Annotated in this window: 17 protein-coding genes; 14 read left to right on the top strand and 3 right to left on the bottom strand. The window is 61.5% G+C overall.

Annotation, left to right across the window (positions count from 1 at the left end):
• Window positions 1-67 precede the first annotated feature (67 nt).
• From J5M57_RS25060 to rarD, 5 genes are all read left to right on the top strand, one after another.
• The gene (locus J5M57_RS25060; RefSeq protein WP_207849932.1) at window positions 68-802 is read left to right on the top strand and encodes a ComF family protein; all 735 of its coding nucleotides are present in this window, start codon (window positions 68-70) and stop codon (window positions 800-802) included.
• Window positions 803-985: 183 nt separating this feature from the next.
• On the top strand, window positions 986-1,750 hold the full coding sequence (locus J5M57_RS25055; protein WP_207849933.1) for a TOBE domain-containing protein: 765 nt from the start codon (window positions 986-988) through the stop codon (window positions 1,748-1,750).
• A gap of 71 nt (window positions 1,751-1,821) precedes the next feature.
• A complete protein-coding gene (locus J5M57_RS25050) occupies window positions 1,822-3,723 on the top strand; it encodes a PhoX family phosphatase (RefSeq protein ID WP_207849934.1) in 1,902 nt (633 codons plus the stop codon).
• A 166-nt stretch (window positions 3,724-3,889) separates the two neighbouring features.
• Window positions 3,890-4,864, top strand: a complete 975-nt coding sequence (locus tag J5M57_RS25045; RefSeq protein ID WP_083367728.1) for a serine/threonine protein kinase — start codon at window positions 3,890-3,892, stop codon at window positions 4,862-4,864.
• A gap of 159 nt (window positions 4,865-5,023) precedes the next feature.
• Window positions 5,024-5,911: an EamA family transporter RarD gene (gene rarD, locus J5M57_RS25040; protein WP_064589534.1), complete on the top strand. Its 888-nt coding sequence runs from the start codon at window positions 5,024-5,026 to the stop codon at window positions 5,909-5,911.
• Between the two features lie 223 nt (window positions 5,912-6,134).
• Here rarD and J5M57_RS25035 read toward each other — a convergent pair whose 3' ends face one another.
• Window positions 6,135-6,653: a glycine cleavage system protein R gene (locus tag J5M57_RS25035; protein WP_007966538.1), complete on the bottom strand. Its 519-nt coding sequence runs from the start codon at window positions 6,651-6,653 to the stop codon at window positions 6,135-6,137.
• Between the two features lie 606 nt (window positions 6,654-7,259).
• Here J5M57_RS25035 and J5M57_RS25030 point away from each other — a divergent pair.
• The gene (locus tag J5M57_RS25030; protein ID WP_169843471.1) at window positions 7,260-9,437 is read left to right on the top strand and encodes a malate synthase G; all 2,178 of its coding nucleotides are present in this window, start codon (window positions 7,260-7,262) and stop codon (window positions 9,435-9,437) included.
• 241 nt (window positions 9,438-9,678) lie between these two features.
• Here J5M57_RS25030 and J5M57_RS25025 read toward each other — a convergent pair whose 3' ends face one another.
• Window positions 9,679-10,125, bottom strand: coding sequence for a response regulator (locus J5M57_RS25025; RefSeq protein WP_207849935.1), 447 nt, complete (start codon window positions 10,123-10,125; stop codon window positions 9,679-9,681).
• Between the two features lie 259 nt (window positions 10,126-10,384).
• Between J5M57_RS25025 and J5M57_RS25020 the strand changes: the two genes are divergently transcribed.
• From J5M57_RS25020 to J5M57_RS24985, 8 genes are all read left to right on the top strand, one after another.
• Window positions 10,385-12,319 carry a putative nucleotidyltransferase substrate binding domain-containing protein gene (locus tag J5M57_RS25020; protein WP_347709576.1) on the top strand — a complete coding sequence of 645 codons (1,935 nt, stop codon included), beginning with the start codon at window positions 10,385-10,387 and terminating at the stop codon, window positions 12,317-12,319.
• Window positions 12,316-13,023, top strand: a complete 708-nt coding sequence (locus tag J5M57_RS25015; protein ID WP_083367725.1) for a 3'-5' exonuclease — start codon at window positions 12,316-12,318, stop codon at window positions 13,021-13,023. Before J5M57_RS25020 ends, J5M57_RS25015 begins: the two co-directional genes overlap by 4 nt.
• Before the next feature lie 137 nt (window positions 13,024-13,160).
• A complete protein-coding gene (locus J5M57_RS25010; RefSeq protein WP_083369393.1) occupies window positions 13,161-13,679 on the top strand; it encodes an RNA polymerase sigma factor in 519 nt (172 codons plus the stop codon).
• A complete protein-coding gene (locus J5M57_RS25005) occupies window positions 13,676-14,647 on the top strand; it encodes a FecR family protein (RefSeq protein WP_207849937.1) in 972 nt (323 codons plus the stop codon). The genes J5M57_RS25010 and J5M57_RS25005 overlap by 4 nt, the downstream gene beginning before the upstream one ends.
• Before the next feature lie 248 nt (window positions 14,648-14,895).
• On the top strand, window positions 14,896-17,334 hold the full coding sequence (locus J5M57_RS25000; RefSeq protein WP_207849938.1) for a TonB-dependent siderophore receptor: 2,439 nt from the start codon (window positions 14,896-14,898) through the stop codon (window positions 17,332-17,334).
• A 74-nt stretch (window positions 17,335-17,408) separates the two neighbouring features.
• The gene (locus J5M57_RS24995; protein ID WP_207849939.1) at window positions 17,409-18,533 is read left to right on the top strand and encodes a PepSY domain-containing protein; all 1,125 of its coding nucleotides are present in this window, start codon (window positions 17,409-17,411) and stop codon (window positions 18,531-18,533) included.
• Complete coding sequence (locus tag J5M57_RS24990; RefSeq protein ID WP_064589543.1) at window positions 18,530-18,709, top strand: hypothetical protein; 180 nt, start codon at window positions 18,530-18,532, stop codon at window positions 18,707-18,709. Before J5M57_RS24995 ends, J5M57_RS24990 begins: the two co-directional genes overlap by 4 nt.
• Before the next feature lie 133 nt (window positions 18,710-18,842).
• Entirely contained in the window at window positions 18,843-19,472 is a 630-nt protein-coding gene (locus tag J5M57_RS24985) for a glutathione S-transferase (RefSeq protein ID WP_207849940.1), read from the top strand.
• A 202-nt stretch (window positions 19,473-19,674) separates the two neighbouring features.
• On the opposite strand, the gene creD is transcribed toward J5M57_RS24985, so the two are convergent.
• Entirely contained in the window at window positions 19,675-21,045 is a 1,371-nt protein-coding gene (gene creD / locus J5M57_RS24980) for a cell envelope integrity protein CreD (RefSeq protein WP_207849941.1), read from the bottom strand.
• Window positions 21,046-21,102 lie beyond the last annotated feature (57 nt).

Here is a 21,102-nt window from a genome sequence, read left to right as displayed (position 1 = left end):
CTGGCGGCTGCAGGAACGGAATACCCACAGGCGCGACACGGATGTTCGGCATATTTAAGGAAGAGCCATGCGCTGTCAACCACGACACGAACAACAGGTTTACATCTGTTTAAAAAACGTACAAACCTGCTTACTGTGCGATGAGCCCGCAGAAGCAGAAATGCCAATCTGCGTCGCCTGCGAAACCGATTTGCCCTGGCTCGGCGAGCACTGCCAGACCTGCGCCCTGCCGTTACCCGGCGCTGGCATGACGTGCGGCGAGTGCCTGCTAGAGCCTCCGGCCTTCGAACAGGTGGTGGTGCCGTGGCGTTATGACTTCCCGGTGGACAGTCTGATTACGCGTTTTAAACACAACGCGAAATGGCCGTTTGGTCACCTGCTCGCCGACGTTGCCGGACAATACCTGCAACATCGCTTCGATGAAGGTTTGCCGCGACCCGACGTCTTGTTGCCAGTGCCACTGGCGAGCAAACGCCTGCGTCAACGCGGGTTCAATCAAGCCGCGATGCTGGGGCGATGGTTGAGCAAACAGCTCGATCTGCCATTTGAAGAACAGGTGCTCCGGCGGATTCACGACACCAGCGCCCAGCAGGACCTGGACGCCAAGGCGCGCAAGCGCAATTTGCGTCACGCCTTCGCACTCGCGCCCGAGGCGGATGTGAAAGGTCGGCACTTCGCGTTGATCGATGACGTACTGACCACCGGCGCCACGGCCCAGGCACTGGCGCGACTGTTGAGGGATGCAGGGGCGACAAGGGTCGACGTCTATTGCCTGGCCCGCACACCAAAGCCCGGAAGCTGAAATCGGCACCCTTGTAGGAGTGAGCCTGCTCGCGATAGCGGTGGAAAGGTCAGCATAGATGTTGGCAATGACAACGCCATCGCGAGCAGGCTCACTCCTACAAGGGATCTCGGCTCGGCTTGACTCTCGCGCCGCAAGCCGCCAACTTCACTTCCCACCGCCACCGCAAAAAAGCGCTTATCCATGTCCCTGCCCAGCCTGTTGTCCCAGCACATCGTCCGCCGTCCGCAGCGCATTGCCCTGCTGCAGCACATTGCCGAACAGGGTTCGATCACCCGCGCCGCGAAAAGCGCCGGGCTGAGTTACAAAGCGGCCTGGGACGCGATCGATGAGCTGAACAACCTGGCGCAGAAACCACTGGTGGAACGCGTCGTCGGTGGCAAGGGCGGTGGTGGCGCCAGGCTGTCCAGCGAGGGCGAGCGAGTGTTGCGTCTTTATCAAAAGCTGCAGGCCTTGCAGGCGCAGGTGCTGGAAGCCGCCGAAGACGCCAGCGACCTGGACCTGCTCGGTCGCCTGATGCTGCGCACCAGCGCCCGCAACCAGTTGCACGGCAAGGTCGTGGCGATCGACGGCCAGGGGCGCAATGACCTGATCCGCCTCGAACTGGCCGAAGGCCTGTGCATCGATGCGCAAATCACCCACGACAGCACCGTGCACCTGGAGCTGCAACCGGGCACCGAAGTGGTGGCACTGATCAAGGCTGGTTGGCTTGAATTGCTGGCGCCGAACCAGGTCGCAACATCTGGACACAATCTTCTGAGCGGTACCATCGAAGCCATTCTCGACGCCGAGGATGGCCCCAGCGAAGTGCGCGTCGCCCTGCCCAACGGCCAGATCCTCTGCGCTCTGGCCGAGCCGCTGCAGCTGCGCACGCGCGGGCTGAATGTCGCGCAACCGGTGCAGGTGCAGTTTTCGCCGTACAATGTGCTGATCGGCACGCCGCTGTAACGGACTTCCTGCAACAAAAACTTCATCGCGCCCCATTAAGGTTGCTGCCAAAACCAAGCAGGGAGCCTGATGTGAGCCTATTAGAAGAAAACCAATCCACTGATCTGGAAAAGATGGTCGGCCTCAGCCGTCGCGGTTTCATCAGCGCCGGCGCGCTGTGCGGCGCAGCCATGTTCCTCGGCGGCAACCTGCTGACCCGCAGCGCACTGGCTGCCGGAGTCAGCGCCGGCAACAGTCGCCTGCTCGGTTTCGAGAGCATTCCCGCTGCGACCACCGACGTCATCAGCCTGCCCAAGGGCTACAAATCCTCGGTGCTGATCAGTTGGGGCCAGCCGCTGCAAAAGAACGGCCCGGCCTTCGACCCGAGCGGCAATGGCACCGCCGCCGCACAGGAAGTGCAGTTCGGTGACAACAACGACGGCATGAGTCTGTTCGAATTCCCCGACGACCGAAACCGCGCGCTGATGGCCATCAACAACGAATACACCAACTACCGCTACCTCTACCCGCACGGCGGCATGCCGCAATCGGCCGAAGACGTGCGCAAGGCGCTGGCCTGCGAAGGCGTGTCGGTGATCGAAGTGCAACGCAAGAACGGTCAGTGGCAGTTCGTCCAGGGCTCACGCTACAACCGCCGCATCCACGGCAACTCGCCGCTGCGCATCAGTGGCCCGGCCGCCGGCCACGATTTGATGAAAACGGCTGCCGACAAACACGGCAAGAAAGTCCTCGGCACCTTCCAGAACTGCGCCAACGGTAAAACCCCTTGGGGCACTTATCTGACCTGCGAAGAGAACTTCACCGACTGCTTCGGCAGCAGCAACGCCCAACAGCAGTTCGACCCGGCGCAAAAGCGCTACGGCGTCTCGGCTGCCAGCCGCGAGATCAACTGGCACCCGTTCGACCCGCGTTTCGACATGGCCAAGAACCCTAACGAACTCAACCGTCACGGCTGGGTGGTCGAGATCGATCCGTTCGATCCGCAATCGACTCCGGTCAAACGCACCGCACTGGGCCGCTTCAAACATGAAAACGCCGCCCTGGCCGAGACCGATGACGGTCGCGCCGTGGTGTACATGGGCGACGACGAGCGTGGCGAGTTCATCTACAAATTCGTCAGCCGCGACCGCATCAACCACCGCAACCCGAAAGCCAACCGCGACATCCTCGACCACGGCACCCTGTACGTGGCGAAGTTCGATAACGGCGACAGCAACCCCGATCACCCGAAAGGCCAGGGCCAGTGGATCGAACTGACTCACGGCAAAAACGGCATCGACGCCAGCAGCGGCTTCGCCGATCAGGCCGAAGTGCTGATCCATGCGCGCCTTGCCGCCAGCGTGGTCGGCGCGACGCGCATGGACCGCCCGGAGTGGATCGTGGTCAGTCCGAAGGACGGCCAGGTCTATTGCACCCTGACCAACAACGCCAAACGCGGCGAAGACGGGCAACCGGTGGGCGGGCCCAACCCGCGCGCGAAGAACGTCTACGGGCAGATCCTGCGCTGGCGCACCGACCGCGACGATCACGCGTCGAAGACCTTCGCCTGGGACCTGTTCGTGGTGGCCGGCAACCCGAGCGTGCACGCCGGTACGCCGAAGGGCGGCTCGTCGAATATCAATGCGCAGAACATGTTCAACAGCCCCGATGGCCTGGGTTTCGACAAGGCCGGACGCTTGTGGATTCTGACTGACGGTGACTCGAGCAACGCCGGCGACTTCGCCGGGATGGGCAACAACCAGATGCTCTGCGCCGATCCCAAGACCGGCGAGATTCGCCGCTTCATGGTCGGACCGATCGGTTGCGAAGTCACCGGGATCAGCTTCTCGCCGGATCAGAAGACGTTGTTTGTCGGGATTCAGCACCCGGGGGAGAACGGTGGGTCGACTTTCCCCGAGCATCTGCCGAACGGCAAGCCGCGGTCTTCGGTGATGGCGATTACCCGTGAGGATGGCGGAGTAGTCGGCGCCTGATCGGGCCTCATCGCTGGCAAGCCAGCTCCCACAGGGGATTGCATTCCAAATGTGGGAGCTGGCTTGCCAGCGATGGCGTCAGCACAGACACCAACCACCTCCCCCGCTGCCATCTGCGCTACCATGCTGGGCCGGACGCGGCAGCCTGCTGCGCGCAGGAGTCAGCATGGCCCACCCGTTTGAAACCCTCACCCCAGACCTTGTACTCGATGCCGTCGAAAGCATCGGGTTCCTCAGTGATGCGCGTATTCTCGCGCTCAACAGCTACGAAAACCGCGTCTATCAGGTCGGCATCGAAGACTCCGAACCGCTGATCGCCAAGTTCTACCGTCCGCAGCGCTGGACCAACGAAGCCATCCTCGAAGAACACACGTTCACCTTTGAGTTGGCCGACGTCGACATCCCGGTGGTCGCGCCGCTGATCCACAACGGCCAGACCCTGCACGAACACGCCGGTTTCCGCTTCACCCTGTTTCCCCGCCGTGGCGGCCGTGCGCCGGAGCCGGGCAATCTCGATCAGTTGTATCGCCTCGGCCAATTGCTCGGGCGCATTCATGCGGTTGGCGCGACCAAGCCGTTCGAGCACCGCGAAGCGCTGGGCGTGAAAAACTTCGGCCATGATTCGCTGAACACGCTGCTCGAGGGCAACTTCATTCCCAAGAGCCTGTTGCCCGCCTACGAGTCCGTCGCTCGCGATCTGCTCAAGCGTGTGGAAGATGTGTACGCCGCCACGCCGCACCAGAACATCCGCATGCACGGCGACTGCCACCCCGGCAACATGATGTGCCGCGACGAGATGTTCCACATCGTCGACCTCGACGACTGCCGCATGGGCCCGGCGGTGCAGGACATCTGGATGATGCTGGCGGGCGACCGTCAGGAATGCCTCGGCCAACTGTCGGAACTGATGGACGGCTACAACGAATTCCACGACTTCGATCCGCGCGAGCTGGCACTGATCGAGCCGCTGCGCGCCCTGCGCCTGATGCACTACAGCGCCTGGCTGGCGCGGCGCTGGGACGACCCGGCGTTCCCGCACAGCTTTCCGTGGTTTGGTACCGAGCGTTATTGGGGCGATCAGGTGCTGGCGCTGCGCGAGCAGTTGTCCGCGCTCAATGAAGAACCTTTGAAGTTGTTCTGAATTAAAGATCAAAAGATCGCAGCCTTTGGCTCTCCTACATGGATCGCATTCCCCTGTAGGAGCTGCCAAAGGCTGCGATCTTTTCACTTTCTGACACGACACATCTATACAACCTCCTTACAATCCCTCCTTTGTCAGCTGCCTGAGCAAGGATTCTGCATGCAAGCCGCCAACCCGCGTCGCGGGTACATTCTGGGCCTGAGTGCCTACATCATCTGGGGCCTGTTCCCGATCTATTTCAAAGCCATCGCCGAAGTCCCGGCCGTCGAAATCATCATTCACCGAGTGCTGTGGTCAGCGCTGTTCGGCGCCTTGCTGCTGATGGTGTGGAAGCATCCCGGCTGGTTGCGCGAGTTGCTCGACAACCCCAAGCGTCTGGCGATTCTGGCACTGAGCGGCACCCTGATCGCGGCCAACTGGCTGACCTACGTATGGTCGGTGAACAACGGGCGCATGCTCGAAGCGAGCCTCGGTTACTACATCAACCCGCTGGTCAACGTGCTGTTGGGCATGCTGATTCTCGGTGAACGTCTGCGGCGCATGCAGTGGGTCGCGGTGGGCCTGGCGGCCATCGGCGTGGCGCAGCAGGTGTGGCAGGTCGGCAGTCTGCCGTGGGTGTCGCTGGTGCTGGCGCTGACCTTCGGTTTCTACGGTTTGATCCGCAAACAGGCGCCGGTCAAAGCCTTGCCGGGTCTGGTGGTGGAAACCTGGATGCTGGTGCCGATTGCTCTGGCCTGGCTGCTGTTCAACCAGACCGCCACCAGCGCCCAACCCGAGTTCTGGACCACATCACAAGCCTGGTGGCTGGTGGCGGCCGGCCCGGTGACGCTGGTGCCGCTGGTGTGCTTCAACGCCGCCACCCGCCACCTGCCCTACACCACCATCGGCTTCCTGCAATACCTGGCGCCGACCCTGGTGCTGCTGCAGGCAGTGTTGCTGTTCGGCGAGCATTTGTCGTCGAGCACCCTGATCGCGTTCATCTTTATCTGGGCCGGTCTGGCCGTTTACAGCGTCGATGCGGTGATCAGTCTGCGTCGACGCAGCTGATCAAAAAACGCACAAAGCTTCGCAGGCCACGGTTCTCGTGGCCTGCAACGTTCCTTCCCAAGGTTATCCACAGCGTGATCCCCGCCGTTTGTGCGCAAGTCACTGAATGTTGGCGGTTTTTTGATCAGTTCCCTGCAAGCCACGGCCGGCCTGGCGCTGCGCCTGGTCTCTACAGGTTATCCACAGGCAGGTGCACGTTAACACTGGATAACCCAAGCGCCGGTTAAACGTCTGTGCGTAACACCAGCTCGACCATCAGATCATCGGCCAGGGTTTCCAGGCGCGATTGCAGCACATCCAGCGACAGCGTCAGCGGCACCGCCAGAATCGCTTCGGCGTGAAACAGCGGCTCGCTGCTCATCGGCGCCGGGCGCACTTCAGTGACCAACCTTTCCAGGTTCACACCTTGCTCGCTCAACAGCCGAGTGATATCCCGCACGATCCCCGGGCGGTCATTGCCCACCAGCTCCATGGCGATCGGTTTCCAGGTGCAGGACTGCTCGATGCCGCTCTCGGCAATCAGCACGCGAATGCCTTGGGCCGACAGTGCTTGTAAGGAATCGACTAATTCGTCGTAAGCCTCCGCCGGCACGCCCACCCGCAGAATTCCGGCGAACTGCCCGGCCATCCGTGACATGCGGCTTTCCAGCCAGTTGCCACCGTGCTCGGCGATGCATTGGGCGATGCGCTCGACCTGCCCGGGCTTGTCCGGGGCGAAGACAGTGAGTACGAGATGGTCCATGGCGCAGCCCTCTTGTCATGACTTTTGTTGTAGAAGGGCAAGTATAGGCAAGCACCGACATTCAGCCGCCATGCTCAAGTGAACAACACCTGTGGCGAGGGAGCTTGCTCCCGCTGGCGGCCGCAGGACGACCTCTCCAGGCAGTAATATCTTTTGCGGATGCTTCGCACCTGAGCGGGAGCAAGCTCCCTCGCCACAAATGCAGGCTCAGCGAAGCTGAATGGAAGCCACACAGTATTTATGTGTACAACTTTTTATATTTAGCTGGAACAATCCGCTGGTTTTTTGAGAACATCCCGTTCCGCGACGTGACCGCAATGCGTCATGAGGTCGCAGAACGACGTAATTAGTCTGATTTTCACAAGCGCAACGCATCATGTAGTATGCCGCAGCGCGCACTACATAACGCTGGATCGATGTCTGCCCAAGGCACGTTCGCAACCCTGAAAGCCCCGTCAGCAAGGCCAACAAGCCGTTGATTGGTCCCAGCCCAGCCGCCAGCAATGGCATGTACTGGTCGGAAGGTTTGTGGTTTAAATGGCCAGAGGCTTCATTGTTAAATTGAAGAGCTGAAAAGCGAAATAGCTGAGCAGAGTGAGGCAAGCAATGACTGAACACGTTCAAGTCGGTGGCCTGCAGGTCGCCAAAGTCCTGTTCGACTTCGTGAACAACGAAGCCATTCCCGGTACCGGCCTCACCGCCGACAAATTCTGGGAAGGTGCCGACAAGGTCATTCATGACCTGGCGCCGAAGAACAAAGCCCTACTCGCCAAACGCGATGACTTCCAGGCTCGTCTTGATGCCTGGCACCAGGAACACGCTGGCAAGGCGCACGACGCCGTAGCCTACAAAGCGTTCCTGCAAGAAATCGGTTATCTGCTGCCAGAAGCGGCTGATTTCCAGGCAACGACGCAAAACGTCGATGATGAAATCGCCCGTACCGCCGGCCCGCAACTCGTCGTGCCGGTAATGAACGCCCGCTTCGCCCTCAATGCCTCGAACGCCCGTTGGGGTTCGCTGTACGACGCCCTCTACGGCACCGACGCGATCAGCGAAGACGGTGGCGCGGAAAAAGGCAAAGGCTACAACAAGGTGCGTGGCGACAAAGTCATCGCCTTCGCCCGTGCCTTCCTCGACGAAGCGGCGCCACTGGCTGCCGGCTCCCATGTCGACTCCACCGGCTACAAGATCGTTGACGGCAAACTGCTGGTCTCCCTCAAGGGCGGCAGCAACACCGGCCTGCGCAACGATGCTCAGCTGATCGGCTTCCAGGGCGATGCCAATGCCCCGATCGCCATCCTGCTGAAGAACCACGGCCTGCACTTCGAAATCCAGATCGACGCCAGCACCCCGGTCGGCCAGACCGACGCCGCCGGCGTCAAAGACATCCTGATGGAAGCGGCACTGACCACCATCATGGACTGCGAAGACTCCGTGGCCGCCGTCGATGCCGACGACAAAGTGGTGATCTACCGCAACTGGCTCGGCCTGATGAAGGGCGACCTGTCCGAAGAAGTCGCCAAGGGCGGCCAGACCTTCACCCGCACCATGAACCCGGATCGCACCTACACCCAGGTCGACGGCAGTGAACTGACCCTGCACGGTCGCTCGCTGTTGTTCGTGCGCAACGTCGGTCACCTGATGACCATCGACGCGATTCTCGACAAAGACGGCAACGAAGTGCCGGAAGGCATCCTCGACGGTCTGGTCACGTGCCTGGCGGCGATGCACAACCTCAACGGCAACACCTCGCGCAAGAACACTCGCACCGGTTCGGTCTACATCGTTAAACCGAAGATGCACGGCCCGGAAGAAGCGGCGTTCACCAACGAGCTGTTCGGTCGCATCGAAGACGTGCTGGGCTTGAAGCGCAACACGCTGAAAGTCGGGATCATGGACGAGGAGCGCCGCACCACGGTCAACCTCAAGGCCTGCATCAAGGCCGCCAGCGAGCGCGTGGTGTTCATCAACACCGGGTTCCTCGACCGCACCGGCGATGAAATCCACACCTCCATGGAAGCCGGCCCGATGGTGCGCAAGGCCGACATGAAGGCCGAGAAGTGGATCGGCGCCTATGAAAACTGGAACGTCGATATCGGTCTGAGCACCGGCCTGCAAGGTCGTGCGCAAATCGGTAAAGGCATGTGGGCGATGCCCGACCTGATGGCGGCGATGCTCGAACAGAAAATCGCTCACCCGCTGGCCGGTGCCAACACCGCCTGGGTACCGTCGCCGACCGCCGCTGCGCTGCACGCGCTGCATTACCACAAGGTTGACGTGTTCGCCCGTCAGGCCGAACTGGCCAAACGTGCCCGCGCCTCGGTGGACGACATCCTGACCATCCCCCTGGCGGTCAACCCGAGCTGGACCCCGGAGCAGATCAAGAACGAACTGGACAACAACGCCCAGGGCATTCTCGGTTACGTGGTGCGCTGGATCGACCAGGGCGTCGGTTGCTCGAAGGTGCCGGACATCAATGACGTCGGCCTGATGGAAGACCGTGCCACGCTGCGTATCTCCAGCCAGCACATCGCCAACTGGCTGCGCCACGGTATCGTCACCGAAGCGCAAGTGATGGAAAGCCTCAAGCGCATGGCGCCGGTGGTCGACCGTCAGAACGCCAACGACCCGCTGTACCGTCCGCTGGCACCGAACTTCGACAGCAACATCGCCTTCCAGGCGGCGGTCGAACTGGTGATCGAAGGCACCAAGCAGCCGAACGGCTACACCGAGCCGGTGCTGCACCGTCGTCGCCGCGAGTTCAAGAAGGCCAACGGCCTGTAACTAGCGCTGAAGCCGGACATGAAAAAGCCCTGATCTTGCGATCAGGGCTTTTTTGTTTGGACTGAAATCCCAAGCAGGCAGTAATCCCTGTGGCGAGGGAGCTTGCTCCCGCTCGGCGGCGCAGCCGTCGTAATTTCAGCGAATGCGATGTGTCAGGATTAATGTGGATGCAGGGTTTGGGGCCGCTTCGCAGCCCAGCGGGAGCAAGCTCCCTCGCCACAAGGGTAGCGGCTAAACACGATTACGGATCAATGCCCAATTCGTGTTTGACCAGACCCAGCAACTTCACTGTATCAATCGGCTTGAGCAGAAAATCCACCACGCTCAGATGCATCGCCGCAATGGCATCTTTCACGTCCGCGTCACCCGAGACAATGATGATCGGCAGTGCCGCCCTGACCGATTCGCGCACCTGGCGGATCAGGTCGAGGCCATCGATATTGCCCATGCGCAAATCAGTGATCACCAGCCCGATCGAAGGTTTTTCGTCGAGCATCTTCAGCGCGGTTTCGCCGCTGGCCGCGGTCATGCAACGAATGCCATCCAACGCGAGTATCTCCGACAACAGCTCCCGGGCGTCCTTGTCGTCATCGACGATCAGTACACGCTGCGGCGGCAAATCGGGTTCGAGCATTACAGCGCTGAGCGCTTCACGCTCGGCGTCGCTCAAAATATCGTGGTCGGACATGGCGTTCTCTACGTTTTCAATTCAATCACCTGGCACAGTCGTCAGACATCGCTAAGCAGAGCTTCAATGTGCACTTCGTCGGATTTTTTTCCAAGAGGCTGGCGGGCGAATTTCCGACTGTTTTTGTAGGGCACTTCCCAAATGTGCCCAACGGCAGCCCAAACCTAGACTTACGTCCAATGGGCACCCCGCGCGCAGGGGCCGACCATGGCTGCAACGATCCGACAACAACAATTCAAAAAAGACTGCGGTAATGGTTATGAGTAAAGCGGACGCCTTCACCCAGGCAGGGAAAACCGCAGTGTTGCAGAACATTCAGGGCACCCTGCAATTCCTCCAGCGCTTCCCGCCCTTCAATCAGATGGAACACGCCCACCTGGCTTATCTGGTGGAGCAATGTCAGCTGCGTTTCTACGGCCAGGGCGAGAGCATCATCAAGCCCGCCGACGGGCCGGTCGAATTTTTCTACATCGTCAAACAGGGGCGCGTGGTCGGCGAGCGCCAGCACATCACCAGGCCCGGCACCGAAACCACCTTCGAGATCACCACCGGCGAATGCTTCCCGCTGGCCGCGCTGATCGGCGAGCGGGCCACTCGCACCGAGCATGTGGCGGGCGAAGACACCTTCTGCCTGCAACTGAACAAACCGGCATTCATCAAACTGTTCGCCCTGTCCAACAGCTTCCGCGACTTCGCTTTGCGCGGGGTCAGCAGCCTGCTCGATCAGGTCAACCAGCAAGTTCAGCAGAAAGCCGTGGAAACCCTCGGCACCCAGTATTCGCTCAACACCCGCCTCGGCGAACTGGCGATGCGTCATCCCGTGACCTGCAGCCCCGACACGCCACTGCGCGAGGCGGTGAAGCTGATGCACGAGCAACAGGTCGGCAGCATCGTCGCGGTGGATGAACACAAGGCGCCGCTGGGGATTTTCACCCTGCGCGACCTGCGCGAGGTGGTGGCCAACGGCAGCGGTGATTTCAGTGAAGCCATTGACCAGCACATGACCCGCGCACCGTTTTTTCTTTCGCCGGATCACAGCGCTTTCGATGCCGCGATTGCCATGACCGAACGGCACATCGCCCACGTCTGCCTGGTGAAAGACCAGCGCCTGTGCGGCGTAGTGTCCGAGCGCGACTTGTTTTCCCTGCAACGGGTCGACCTGGTGCATCTGGCCCGGACCATCCGCAGCGCCCAACGTGTGGAGCAATTGGTGAGCCTGCGCGGCGAGATCGGTCAACTGGTCGAACGCATGCTGGCTCACGGTGCGTCTTCGACGCAGATCACGCACATCATCACCCTGCTCAACGACCACACCGTGTGCCGGGTGATCGAATTGACCCTCGCCGAAAAAGGCGACCCCGGCGTGCCGTTCAGTTGGCTATGCTTCGGCAGCGAGGGCCGGCGCGAGCAGACCCTGCACACCGATCAGGACAACGGCATTCTGTTCGAAGCACGGGATGCCGCGCACGCGGCGCAGATTCGCGGCAAGCTGCTGCCGATCGCCCACCAGATCAATCAGAGCCTGGCGCTGTGCGGCTTCAGCCTGTGCAAGGGCAACATCATGGCCGGCAACCCCGAGCTGTGTCTGTCCCGGGCGGAATGGGCGCGGCGTTTTGCGGCGTTTATCCGTGAGGCGACGCCGGAGAACCTGCTCGGTTCGAGCATCTATTTCGACCTGCGAGTGGTCTGGGGCGACGAGAAAGGCTGCGCGCAACTGCGCCGGGGGATTCTCGATCAGGTCGGCGACAACCGCCTGTTCCAGCGCATGATGGCCGAGAACGCCCTGCGCAATCGTCCGCCCGTGGGGCGCTTTCGCGAGTTTGTGCTGGCACGCAAGAACGGCGAGAAAGCCACCCTCGACCTCAAGGTCCAGGGCCTGACGCCCTTCGTCGACGGCGCACGCCTGTTGGCATTGGCGCACGGCATCGAAACCAACAACACCCTGGAACGCTTGCGCCAGCTGGTCGAAAAAGATGTCATCGAACGGCTCGACGGCGCCGCGTATGAAGAGGCGTATCACTTCATCCAGCAGACGCGCATGCAACAGCACCAGATCCAGACCCGCGAGAACCTGCCCTGGTCCAACCGCGTCGATCCCGACAGCCTCAATCATCTGGACCGACGCATCCTGCGCGAATCCCTGCGTCAGGCCCAGCGCCTGCAAAGCAGCCTGGCCTTGCGGTATCAGCTATGAGCCTGTTTTCGTGGCTGCGCCCGGCCAGCCCTCTGCTGTCGGCCGACCTGCAACAGCGTCTGGCGAAGCTGCCGGCAATCAGCGAACTGCGCGAATGCAGCCTGCGCGAACAGCGCTGGGTGGTGCTGGATCTGGAAACCACCGGGCTGAACCTGAACAAGGATCGCGTGCTGTCGATTGGCGCCGTGGTCATCGAAGACGGCGCGATCGACTTCAGTCAGCAGTTCGAGCGCACCCTGCAATGTCGAGAGCTGAAGCTCAGCCCGAGCGTGTTGATTCACGGGTTGGGGCCGAATGCGATTGCGGCGGGCAGTGAGCCGGCTGAGGCCTTGCTGGAACTCATGGAATTTATCGGCGACAGCGCGGTGCTGGCGTTTCATGCGCCCTTCGATCAACACATGCTCGGACGGGCGCTGAAGGAACACCTGGGTTACAAGCTGCAGAATGTGTTTCTGGATGTCGCGGACATGGCGCCGCTGCTGTGTCCGCAGGCGAACATCCGTGAGGCTGGGCTGGATGAGTGGATCGACTGGTTCAAGCTTGAAGTGTTCGAACGGCACAACGCGAGCGCCGATGCGCTGGCAACGGCGGAACTGGCGCTGATTCTGTTCAGCCGGGCGCGGCAGCAGCAGATTCATAGCCCGCTGAATTTGCAGCAGCGTTTGAGTCAGTGGAAACGCCGACAGCAGGCGCCATCCTTCTAGATTTTCGGCCGAACCACATCCCATGTAGGAGTTCACCATTAACTTCACCCGACCAGTGGCCAATTGCTAACCATTCCCACCTCTGCGAGAATCGCGAACAATTCTCGTTGGTTAACATTTCCCAATCGGTGCGTCTGGTGTCGTCAGTCCCAAGCCCTCACAGTGAACTCGTCGGTGCGTTGTATCGCGACCATCGCGGTTGGCTGCTGAGCTGGTTGCGGCGCAATGTGGCGTGCCCGCAACGGGCCGAAGACTTGAGCCAGGACACTTTTGTGCGCCTGCTCGGGCGCGATGAACTACTGACGCCCCGCGAGCCCCGGGCGTTTCTGGTGGCGATCGCCAAAGGCCTGCTGTTCGACTACTTCCGCCGCGCCGCGCTGGAGCAGGCCTACCTCACTGAATTGATGCTGATCCCCGAAGGTGAACAACCTTCGGTGGAAGAACAGCAACTGATCCTCGAAGACCTCAAGGCCATCGACCGTCTGCTTGGCAAACTGTCGACCAAGGCCCGCGCCGCTTTCCTTTATAACCGCCTCGACGGCCTCGGCCATGCCGAAATCGCCGAGAAGCTCGGGGTCTCGGTGCCGCGGGTGCGGCAGTACCTCGCGCAGGGGATTCGTCAGTGCTACATCGCCCTGTACGGTGAGCCGACATGAGCCCGGCCAGTTCCAAACCGGTCTCGGCTCAGGTGCTGGATGCGGCGATTGCCTGGCAGTTGTCGCTGGATTCCGGCACTCCGCTGGAGCGCGAAGAGTTCGCCAAATGGCATGCCGCCCATGAAGAACACGCCCGGGCCTGGCGCCAGTTGGGCATGCTCGATCAGCGTTTCAGCGTGGCCAACGGCCCGGCCCGCAGCGCCTTGCTGCAATCACGCGAAGGCATTCGTCGCCGGGTGCGCAAGCTGGGCAGTGGTCTGGCGAGCATCGTCGCGGTGGTAGGTCTGGCGCTGTTCGTTGGAGATCGCTACTTGCCGCTGGATTACTGGCTCGCCGATCAACGCACCGCCACCGGCGAACAACGCACGGTACGCCTGGTCGACGGCACCCTGCTCAACCTCAACACCCACAGCGCGGTGGATGTGCGCTTCGATGCCAGGCAACGACTGATCGTCCTGCAGGAAGGCGAAATCATGGTCGAGACCGGCCATGGCGATGCGCGGCCGTTCATTGTCGAAACCCGCGAAGGCAGCATGCGCGCGCTGGGCACGCGGTTTCTGGTCAAGCGTGAAGACGAAGGCACGCGCCTGAGCGTCCTGCAATCGGCGGTGGCCGCGCATCCGCAAAGCCATCCTGAAGAGCAGATCCTGCGCGAAGGCCAGCAAGTGCTGATCCGCAATGACCGCCTCGACGCGGTCGCTGCACTCACGCCCGGCGCCGATGCCTGGACCCGCGGCATGCTGGTGGTGGATAACGCGCGGCTGGAGGATCTGGTGCATGAACTGGGGCGCTATCGTCGCGGGCATTTGGGCGTGGCACCGGAAGTGGCTGATCTGCGCATCACCGGCAGCTTCCCGCTGCACGACACCGACAAGGCCTTGAGCGCCCTGCTGCCGACCCTGCCGGTGCAGATCGAGCGGCATACGCCGTATTGGGTCACGGTGGCCAAAGCAGATACCAAGCCTTAAGAGCGACCGACCTCTGTGGCGAGGGAGCTTGCTCCCGCTCGGCTGCGCAGCCGTCGTCAAACCAGTCAATGCGGTTTATCTGAAAGACAGCAGAGACCGCTTCGCGCTCCAGCGGGAGCAAGCTCCCTCGCCACAGGTAATCGGTCACTTTTCAGTTAATCGAAATTATTTTCATCCAGCCCTATCACTTTTTACTTCTCGTCCGGCACACAGGCAATTGAGAAATATTTCCATTCAGGAGCCTTCGCATGTCCCGTTCGCTAGACACCTTGTTGCGCCCCAGTCTGTTGGCGGCAGCCATCGCTTTCGGCGCACCGCTGCTCAGCAGCCCGTTGCTCGCCGCTGAGCAGGCTTCCAGCGTGCGCGCCTACAACCTGCCGGCCGCTGCGTTGTCGACCACGCTGAACCAGATCGCCAGCCAGGGCGGCCTCGCACTGTCGCTGAACCCGGCGCTGGCCGCCGGCAAGACGTCGGCGCCGGTCAACGGTCAGTACGACGCCGCCGGCGCTCTGCGCGCGGCGCTGCAGGGCACCGGTCTGCAACTGGAACAAAGCAGCACCGGCACCTACACCCTGGTGGCCGTGCCGGAAGGGACACTGGCGCTGCCGGAAACCGCCGTGATCGGCGTGGAAAACCTGGAAACGGCCTGGGGCCCGGTCGAAGGCTACACCGCCACCCGCACCGCTGCCGGCAGCAAGACCGACACCGCGCTGGTCGAAGCGCCGCGTTCGATCTCCGTCGCCACCCGCCAGCAAATGGACGACCGCAGTGTGCACAGCCTCGATGACGCCGTGCGCTACATGCCCGGCATCACCGCCAGCAGCTACGGCAGCGACACCCGCTCCGACTGGCTGCGCGTGCGCGGCTTCGAGCCGACCCAGTTCCTCGATGGCCTGCCACTGCCAAAAGGTGTGTACGCCAACCCGAAACAGGAAACCTGGAACCTCGACCGCCTCGCCCTGCTGCGCGGCCCGGCCTCTTCCGTTTATGGCCAGACCCCGCCGGGTGGCTTGCTGGACATGGTCAGCCGGCGCCCGAGCAGCGACGCCAGCAGCGAAATCCAGCTGCAGTACGGCAGCGACAATCATCGCCAGATCAACTTCGCCAGCACCGGCAAGATCGACGACGCCGGACAGTTTCTCTACGGCATCAGCGGTGTGGTGCGTGACAGCGACACGCAGATCGATCACATCGAGAACAAGCGCTACAACATCGCGCCGAGCCTGACCTGGAACATCGACGACGACACCAAACTCACCCTGCTGAGCCAGTTCACTCGCGACGATACCGGTGTCACCAGCCAGTTCTACCCGATCCAGGGCACCAAGATCGACATGCCGTTCGGCAAGATTTCCCATCACAAGAATCTTGGCGATCCTGACTACGACTTCTACGACCGCACCTACTACGCGCTTGGTTATGCCTTCGAGCATCGCCTCAACGACGTCTGGCAGTTCAAGCAGAACCTGCGCTACACCAAGTCGGACCTGTCGTTCCAGACCGTGACCGTCAACAGCTACAACACGCAATACGCCGGATACACCGTTGACGATCAGGGCAATGTCGGTCGCGGCACCACCAACGCCGATGAAGACATCAGCCAGTTCGCCGTCGACAACAACTTCCAGGCCGACTTCGCCACCGGTGACATCCGCCATACGCTGTTGCTCGGCCTGGATCATCAACGCAGCAACACCAACTACACCTCGATCTTCGGCACCGCGCCGGACATCAACGTCAACAACCCGATCTACGGTCAGCCGATCACCCGTCCGCCGCGCTCTTCGGCCTACTATGACTATGACCAGAAGACCTACCAGACCGGCCTGTACGTGCAGGACCAGATGGCCCTCGACCAATGGCGCCTGACCCTGGGCGGGCGTGAAGACTGGGTGCACACAAGCACCCAGTTCATCAACAAGGGCGATGCCACCAACACCCAGCGCGACAAGGCCTTCAGCGGCAACGCAGCGCTCAGCTACGTGTTCGATTCGGGCTTCGTGCCGTACCTGTCGTACGCCGAGTCCTTCCAGCCAACGGCCGGCGCCGACGCCACGTCCACCGGCTCGCTCAAACCGACCGAAGGCAAGCAGTGGGAACTGGGCATCAAGTACCAGCCGCCAGGCAGCAAGACCCTGCTGAGCGCTGCGGTGTATGACTTGACCCAGAAGAACGTCTCGGTCAACACCATCGTCAATAACGTAACGATCACCGGTCAGGCCGGTGAAGTGAAGGTCAAAGGTCTGGAGCTGGAAGCGGTTTCGGACGTCACCGACAACCTCAAAGTGATCGCCGCCTACACCCTGGCCAAGTCCGAAGTGCAGAAAGGCGTGGACAAGGGCAACCGCCTGCAACTGATGCCCAACCAGCAAGCGTCGCTGTGGACCGACTACACCTGGCACAGCGGCGTGCTCGACGGCTTCGGTATAGGCGGTGGTGTGCGTTACACCGGCAACACCTACGGCGACAAGGCCAACACCTGGCTGGGCAAGGCGGACGCCTACACGGTGTTCGACGCCGCCGTGCATTACGACCTCGGGCGCCTCGACAACAGCCTGAAAGGGGCGTCGGTCGCGGTCAACGCCACCAATCTGTTCGACAAGGACTACATCTCCACCTGCGACGGTTTCTATTGCTACTACGGCGACCAGCGCAGTGTCGTCGCCAGCGCCACTTACAAATGGTAAGCGCGTGAGCTGAAACCGGTCCTGTCACCAAGCCGTCCCCCGTGGACGGCTTCGGTGTTTTTGAAGGTCATGAAATGAAAAGTAAAACAATTCGCCGCTGGTCATTCATCCACACCTGGACCAGCCTGATCTGCACCGTGTTTTTGCTGCTGCTGGCATTGACCGGTCTGCCGCTGATCTTCCATCACGAGATCGAGCACCTGCTCGGCGATGCGCCGCAAGTGCGCGAGATGCCCGCCGATACCCCGCACCTGAACCTGGCGCAACTGGTCGAGGCCGCAGAAAAATATCGTCCCGGCGACGTGGTGCAGTACTTCGGTTTCGAGGACGACGAGCCCAACGCCGTGCTGACGATCATGGCGAAAACCGCCGGCACCGAACCGAACGCCTCGCACACCTTCATGCTCGATGCGCGCACCGGTGAAGCACTGGAAACCCCATCGGCCAACGGCGGCCTGATGCTGTTCATCCTGCGCCTGCACGTCGACATGTTTGCCGGACTGCCGGGCAAGTTGCTGCTGGCGTTCATGGGCCTGCTGTTCGTGGTCGCGATCATCTCCGGCACGGTGTTGTACCTGCCGTTCATGCGCCGCTTGCAGTTCGGCACCGTGCGCCAGGACAAATCCACCCGCCTGCGCTGGCTCGATCTGCACAACCTGATCGGCGTCGTCACCCTGACCTGGGCGCTGGTGGTCGGCGTGACCGGCGTGATCAGCGCCTGCGCCGACCTGATCATCGCCGCGTGGCGCAACGATACGTTGAACGCCATGGTCGCGCCCTACCGCGATGCCCCGCCGCTGACCCATCTGGCACCCGCCACCCGTTTGCTGGACATCGCCAAAGACGTCGCGCCGGGGATGAACCCGGACTTCATCGCCTTCCCCGGCACACGGTTTTCCAGTGAGCACCATTACTCGGTGTTCATGAAAGGCGGCACCCACCTGACTTCGCATTTGCTGACACCGGTGCTGATCGACGCCAGCACCCTGCAAGTCACTGCCGTCGGTGAACGTCCGTGGTACATGGACGCCATGGGGATGTCGCAGCCGCTGCACTTCGGTGACTACGGCGGCATGCCGATGAAAATCCTCTGGGCGACCCTCGACGTGCTGACCATCATCGTCCTCGGCAGTGGCGTGTACCTGTGGCTGGTGCGGCGCAGGGCTGCGAAACCGCTGCCAGCGGAGGCCGTTGCATGAAGCCGCGTCAGACCAATTTCTGGAAGGTCTTCAGCACGCCGCTGGTGATTGCGCTGCTGAGTGCGGCGGGGTTGTTTTCGGCGCTGCTGGGGGATGGGATCTGGGATGCGTTGAGCTGGGTCGGGTTGGGGGTTCCGGCGTTTCTGGCCATAAGAGGCCTGCTGCCGCGAAGCTGAACACCTGAAAGAGCTGCGGCACGCTGCGATCTTTTGATCTTGATGCTTTTTTTAGATCAAGATCAAAAGATCGCAGCGTTCCGTAGCTCCTGCGGCTAACCTCCTGTTCTTCGATGATCACCGAGGTTTGCCAATGTCCGCCCCCAGCATGACCCTGTTCCACAACACACTCTCCCCGTTCGTGCGCAAAGTGATGGTGCTGTTGCACGAGACCGGCCAGCAGGATCGCGTCGCCCTGCAAGACTGCGTTCTCAGCCCGGTCAGCCCGGACGCTGCGCTCAACGCCGACAACCCGCTGGGCAAGATCCCGGCCCTGCGCCTGGCCGACGGTAGCGTGATCCATGACAGCCGTGTGATCCTCGAATACCTCGATCAGCAGCACGTCGGCAATCCGCTGATCCCCCGCGAAGGTTCGGCCCGCTGGCGGCGCCTGACCCTGGCCTCGATGGCCGACGGGATCATGGACGCCTCAGTGATCGTGCGTTACGAACTGGTGCTACGCGCCCCGGAAAAGCACTGGGATGAGTGGCTAGACGCGCAGCGCGAGAAGATCCGTCGCGCCCTCGCCTATCTGGAAAGTGACGCCATCGCCGAGCTGACCAGCCACTTCGACGTGGCAGCGATCAGCGTCGCCTGTGCGCTGGGTTACCTCGATCTGCGTCATCCGGATCTGGACTGGCGTACCGCCAATCCACAACTGGCCAACTGGTATTTCGAAGTGAGCCAGCGACCGTCCATGGTCGCCACCCTGCCCAAGCCTTAAGGCTGCGGCGTCGGTTCTGGCCTCATCGCGAGCAGGCTCACTCCTACAGGTGATTTATGTTGTTCATGCGATAGATGCAACGACAGAGATCCCGTGTGGGAGTGAGCCTGCTCGCGATGGCACCACCTCGGTTCCGACGGCAGTGACGCAACGATCAGCGTCACCAACACCTCTGCCTCTCGCTGCTCCTCACGCAACCCGCTCATTGCACCGCCCCGATATCAAACGCCAGTGGCTTGGCCGGTTTCTGCCCGATCCCGTACCAGTCGAGTTTGCGCGTCAGCACCATGAACACCCCGAGCAAGCCGAACAGCAGCAGCGACCCCATCAGCAGCGCGTAGTCCTCAGCGCTGAGCAAGCCATACAGCAGGCCATACAACGCCGCCAGCCCTGCGGAAAAACTCAGCCCATGGCGCACGCTGTGCAGCACGTGGCAAACATAAAACCCGATCAGCAACACACAGCCACTGGCCGACAGCAGATACGCCAAGGCAAACCCGATGTGTTCCGACAGCGACAGCAGCAACAGGTAGAAGAACGCCAGCGCCACACCCACCAGCGCGTATTGCACCGGGTGCACCGCCAGACTCTTGAGTACTTCGAACAGGAAGAAACCGGCGAACGTCAGGACGATGAACAGCAGCGCATATTTGATCGCCCGATCACTCTTCAGGTATTGGTCCACCGGGTCGATGAAACTCACGCCAAAGCTGCGGCCGTTGAAGGCCTCACAGTCATTGCCGGTCACGCAACGGTTCATGGCTTCTTGCAGGTTGGTGGAGAAAAACGAGGTCTGCCAATCGGCGCTGAAACCCTGATCACTGACCTCGCGTTTGCCTGGCAGGAAGTTGCCGATGAAACTCGGGTGCGGCCAGTTGGCAGCAAGGCTGACGTGGCTGGTCTTGCCCACCGGCAGCACCTGCAGCGAACCGGTGCCTTGCAGGCGCAGGTCAAAGCCGAAGGTCAGCTCCATGACTTTGCCGGTGTCCAGCGCCGGCAACGTCACCCGCACCCCTTCACCGAGCCAGCCCACCTGCGTGCCGGGTACGAAGTCCAGGCGCTGGCCATCGAGTTCCAGTTTCAGCGCGTTCTCGATGCCGCGAATGTCGCTGATGCCCACCGCCAGAAAGGGCGCATCAAACTGGTAATCGGCGAAGTCTTCCTGGATGCCCAACTGCGCCGGCAACGAGAAATGCCCATTGATGCGATTGTCGGCATGGAACAGCCGCGCTTCGTAGATACCGCGATTGCGCAGTTCGGTTTGCACTTGCCCGTCGAGCTCAAAGCGCTCCGGCAAGAAATACAGACGACCGCGTTCTTCGCCGAGCTCTTCATAGCGCTGATTGGTTTTCTCGTTGGTTTTCCAGGTACGCACCACCTTGCGATACGGCACCACCATCACCGGCCCGCTCAGTTGCTGGCTGTAGCTGGAGCTGCGGGCGATGTCTTCCAGCACGCCGTCGCGCAGTTGCTGGCGGTCGTCGATGATGCCGTCGATCATCAGCAGTGGTATCAGCAACAGCAGGATCAGCAGGGCAATGGCCCCGAGTTTTATCGTCAGATTCTTGTTCATGGGACTCTCCCTGTTTGGTTGGGGCAGAGTCTGGTTGGGGGGTGTGGGGGTTTTGTG

The organism is Pseudomonas sp. 86_A, from assembly GCF_017491705.1.
GTDB classification, from domain to species: domain Bacteria; phylum Pseudomonadota; class Gammaproteobacteria; order Pseudomonadales; family Pseudomonadaceae; genus Aquipseudomonas; species Aquipseudomonas koreensis.
The sequence above is the reverse complement of the archived record's forward strand: the minus strand, read 5'-3'. Positions and strand labels throughout refer to the sequence as shown.

Coding starts and splice junctions, on each gene's coding strand:
- J5M57_RS25060 (WP_207849932.1), top strand. CDS start 68: ATGCGCTGTCAACCACGACACGAACAACAGGTTTACATCTGTTTAAAA.
- J5M57_RS25055 (WP_207849933.1), top strand. CDS start 986: ATGTCCCTGCCCAGCCTGTTGTCCCAGCACATCGTCCGCCGTCCGCAG.
- J5M57_RS25045 (WP_083367728.1), top strand. CDS start 3,890: ATGGCCCACCCGTTTGAAACCCTCACCCCAGACCTTGTACTCGATGCC.
- rarD (WP_064589534.1), top strand. CDS start 5,024: ATGCAAGCCGCCAACCCGCGTCGCGGGTACATTCTGGGCCTGAGTGCC.
- J5M57_RS25035 (WP_007966538.1), bottom strand. CDS start 6,653: ATGGACCATCTCGTACTCACTGTCTTCGCCCCGGACAAGCCCGGGCAG.
- J5M57_RS25030 (WP_169843471.1), top strand. CDS start 7,260: ATGACTGAACACGTTCAAGTCGGTGGCCTGCAGGTCGCCAAAGTCCTG.
- J5M57_RS25025 (WP_207849935.1), bottom strand. CDS start 10,125: ATGTCCGACCACGATATTTTGAGCGACGCCGAGCGTGAAGCGCTCAGC.
- J5M57_RS25020 (WP_347709576.1), top strand. CDS start 10,385: ATGAGTAAAGCGGACGCCTTCACCCAGGCAGGGAAAACCGCAGTGTTG.
- J5M57_RS25015 (WP_083367725.1), top strand. CDS start 12,316: ATGAGCCTGTTTTCGTGGCTGCGCCCGGCCAGCCCTCTGCTGTCGGCC.
- J5M57_RS25005 (WP_207849937.1), top strand. CDS start 13,676: ATGAGCCCGGCCAGTTCCAAACCGGTCTCGGCTCAGGTGCTGGATGCG.
- J5M57_RS25000 (WP_207849938.1), top strand. CDS start 14,896: ATGTCCCGTTCGCTAGACACCTTGTTGCGCCCCAGTCTGTTGGCGGCA.
- J5M57_RS24995 (WP_207849939.1), top strand. CDS start 17,409: ATGAAAAGTAAAACAATTCGCCGCTGGTCATTCATCCACACCTGGACC.
- J5M57_RS24990 (WP_064589543.1), top strand. CDS start 18,530: ATGAAGCCGCGTCAGACCAATTTCTGGAAGGTCTTCAGCACGCCGCTG.
- J5M57_RS24985 (WP_207849940.1), top strand. CDS start 18,843: ATGTCCGCCCCCAGCATGACCCTGTTCCACAACACACTCTCCCCGTTC.
- creD (WP_207849941.1), bottom strand. CDS start 21,045: ATGAACAAGAATCTGACGATAAAACTCGGGGCCATTGCCCTGCTGATC.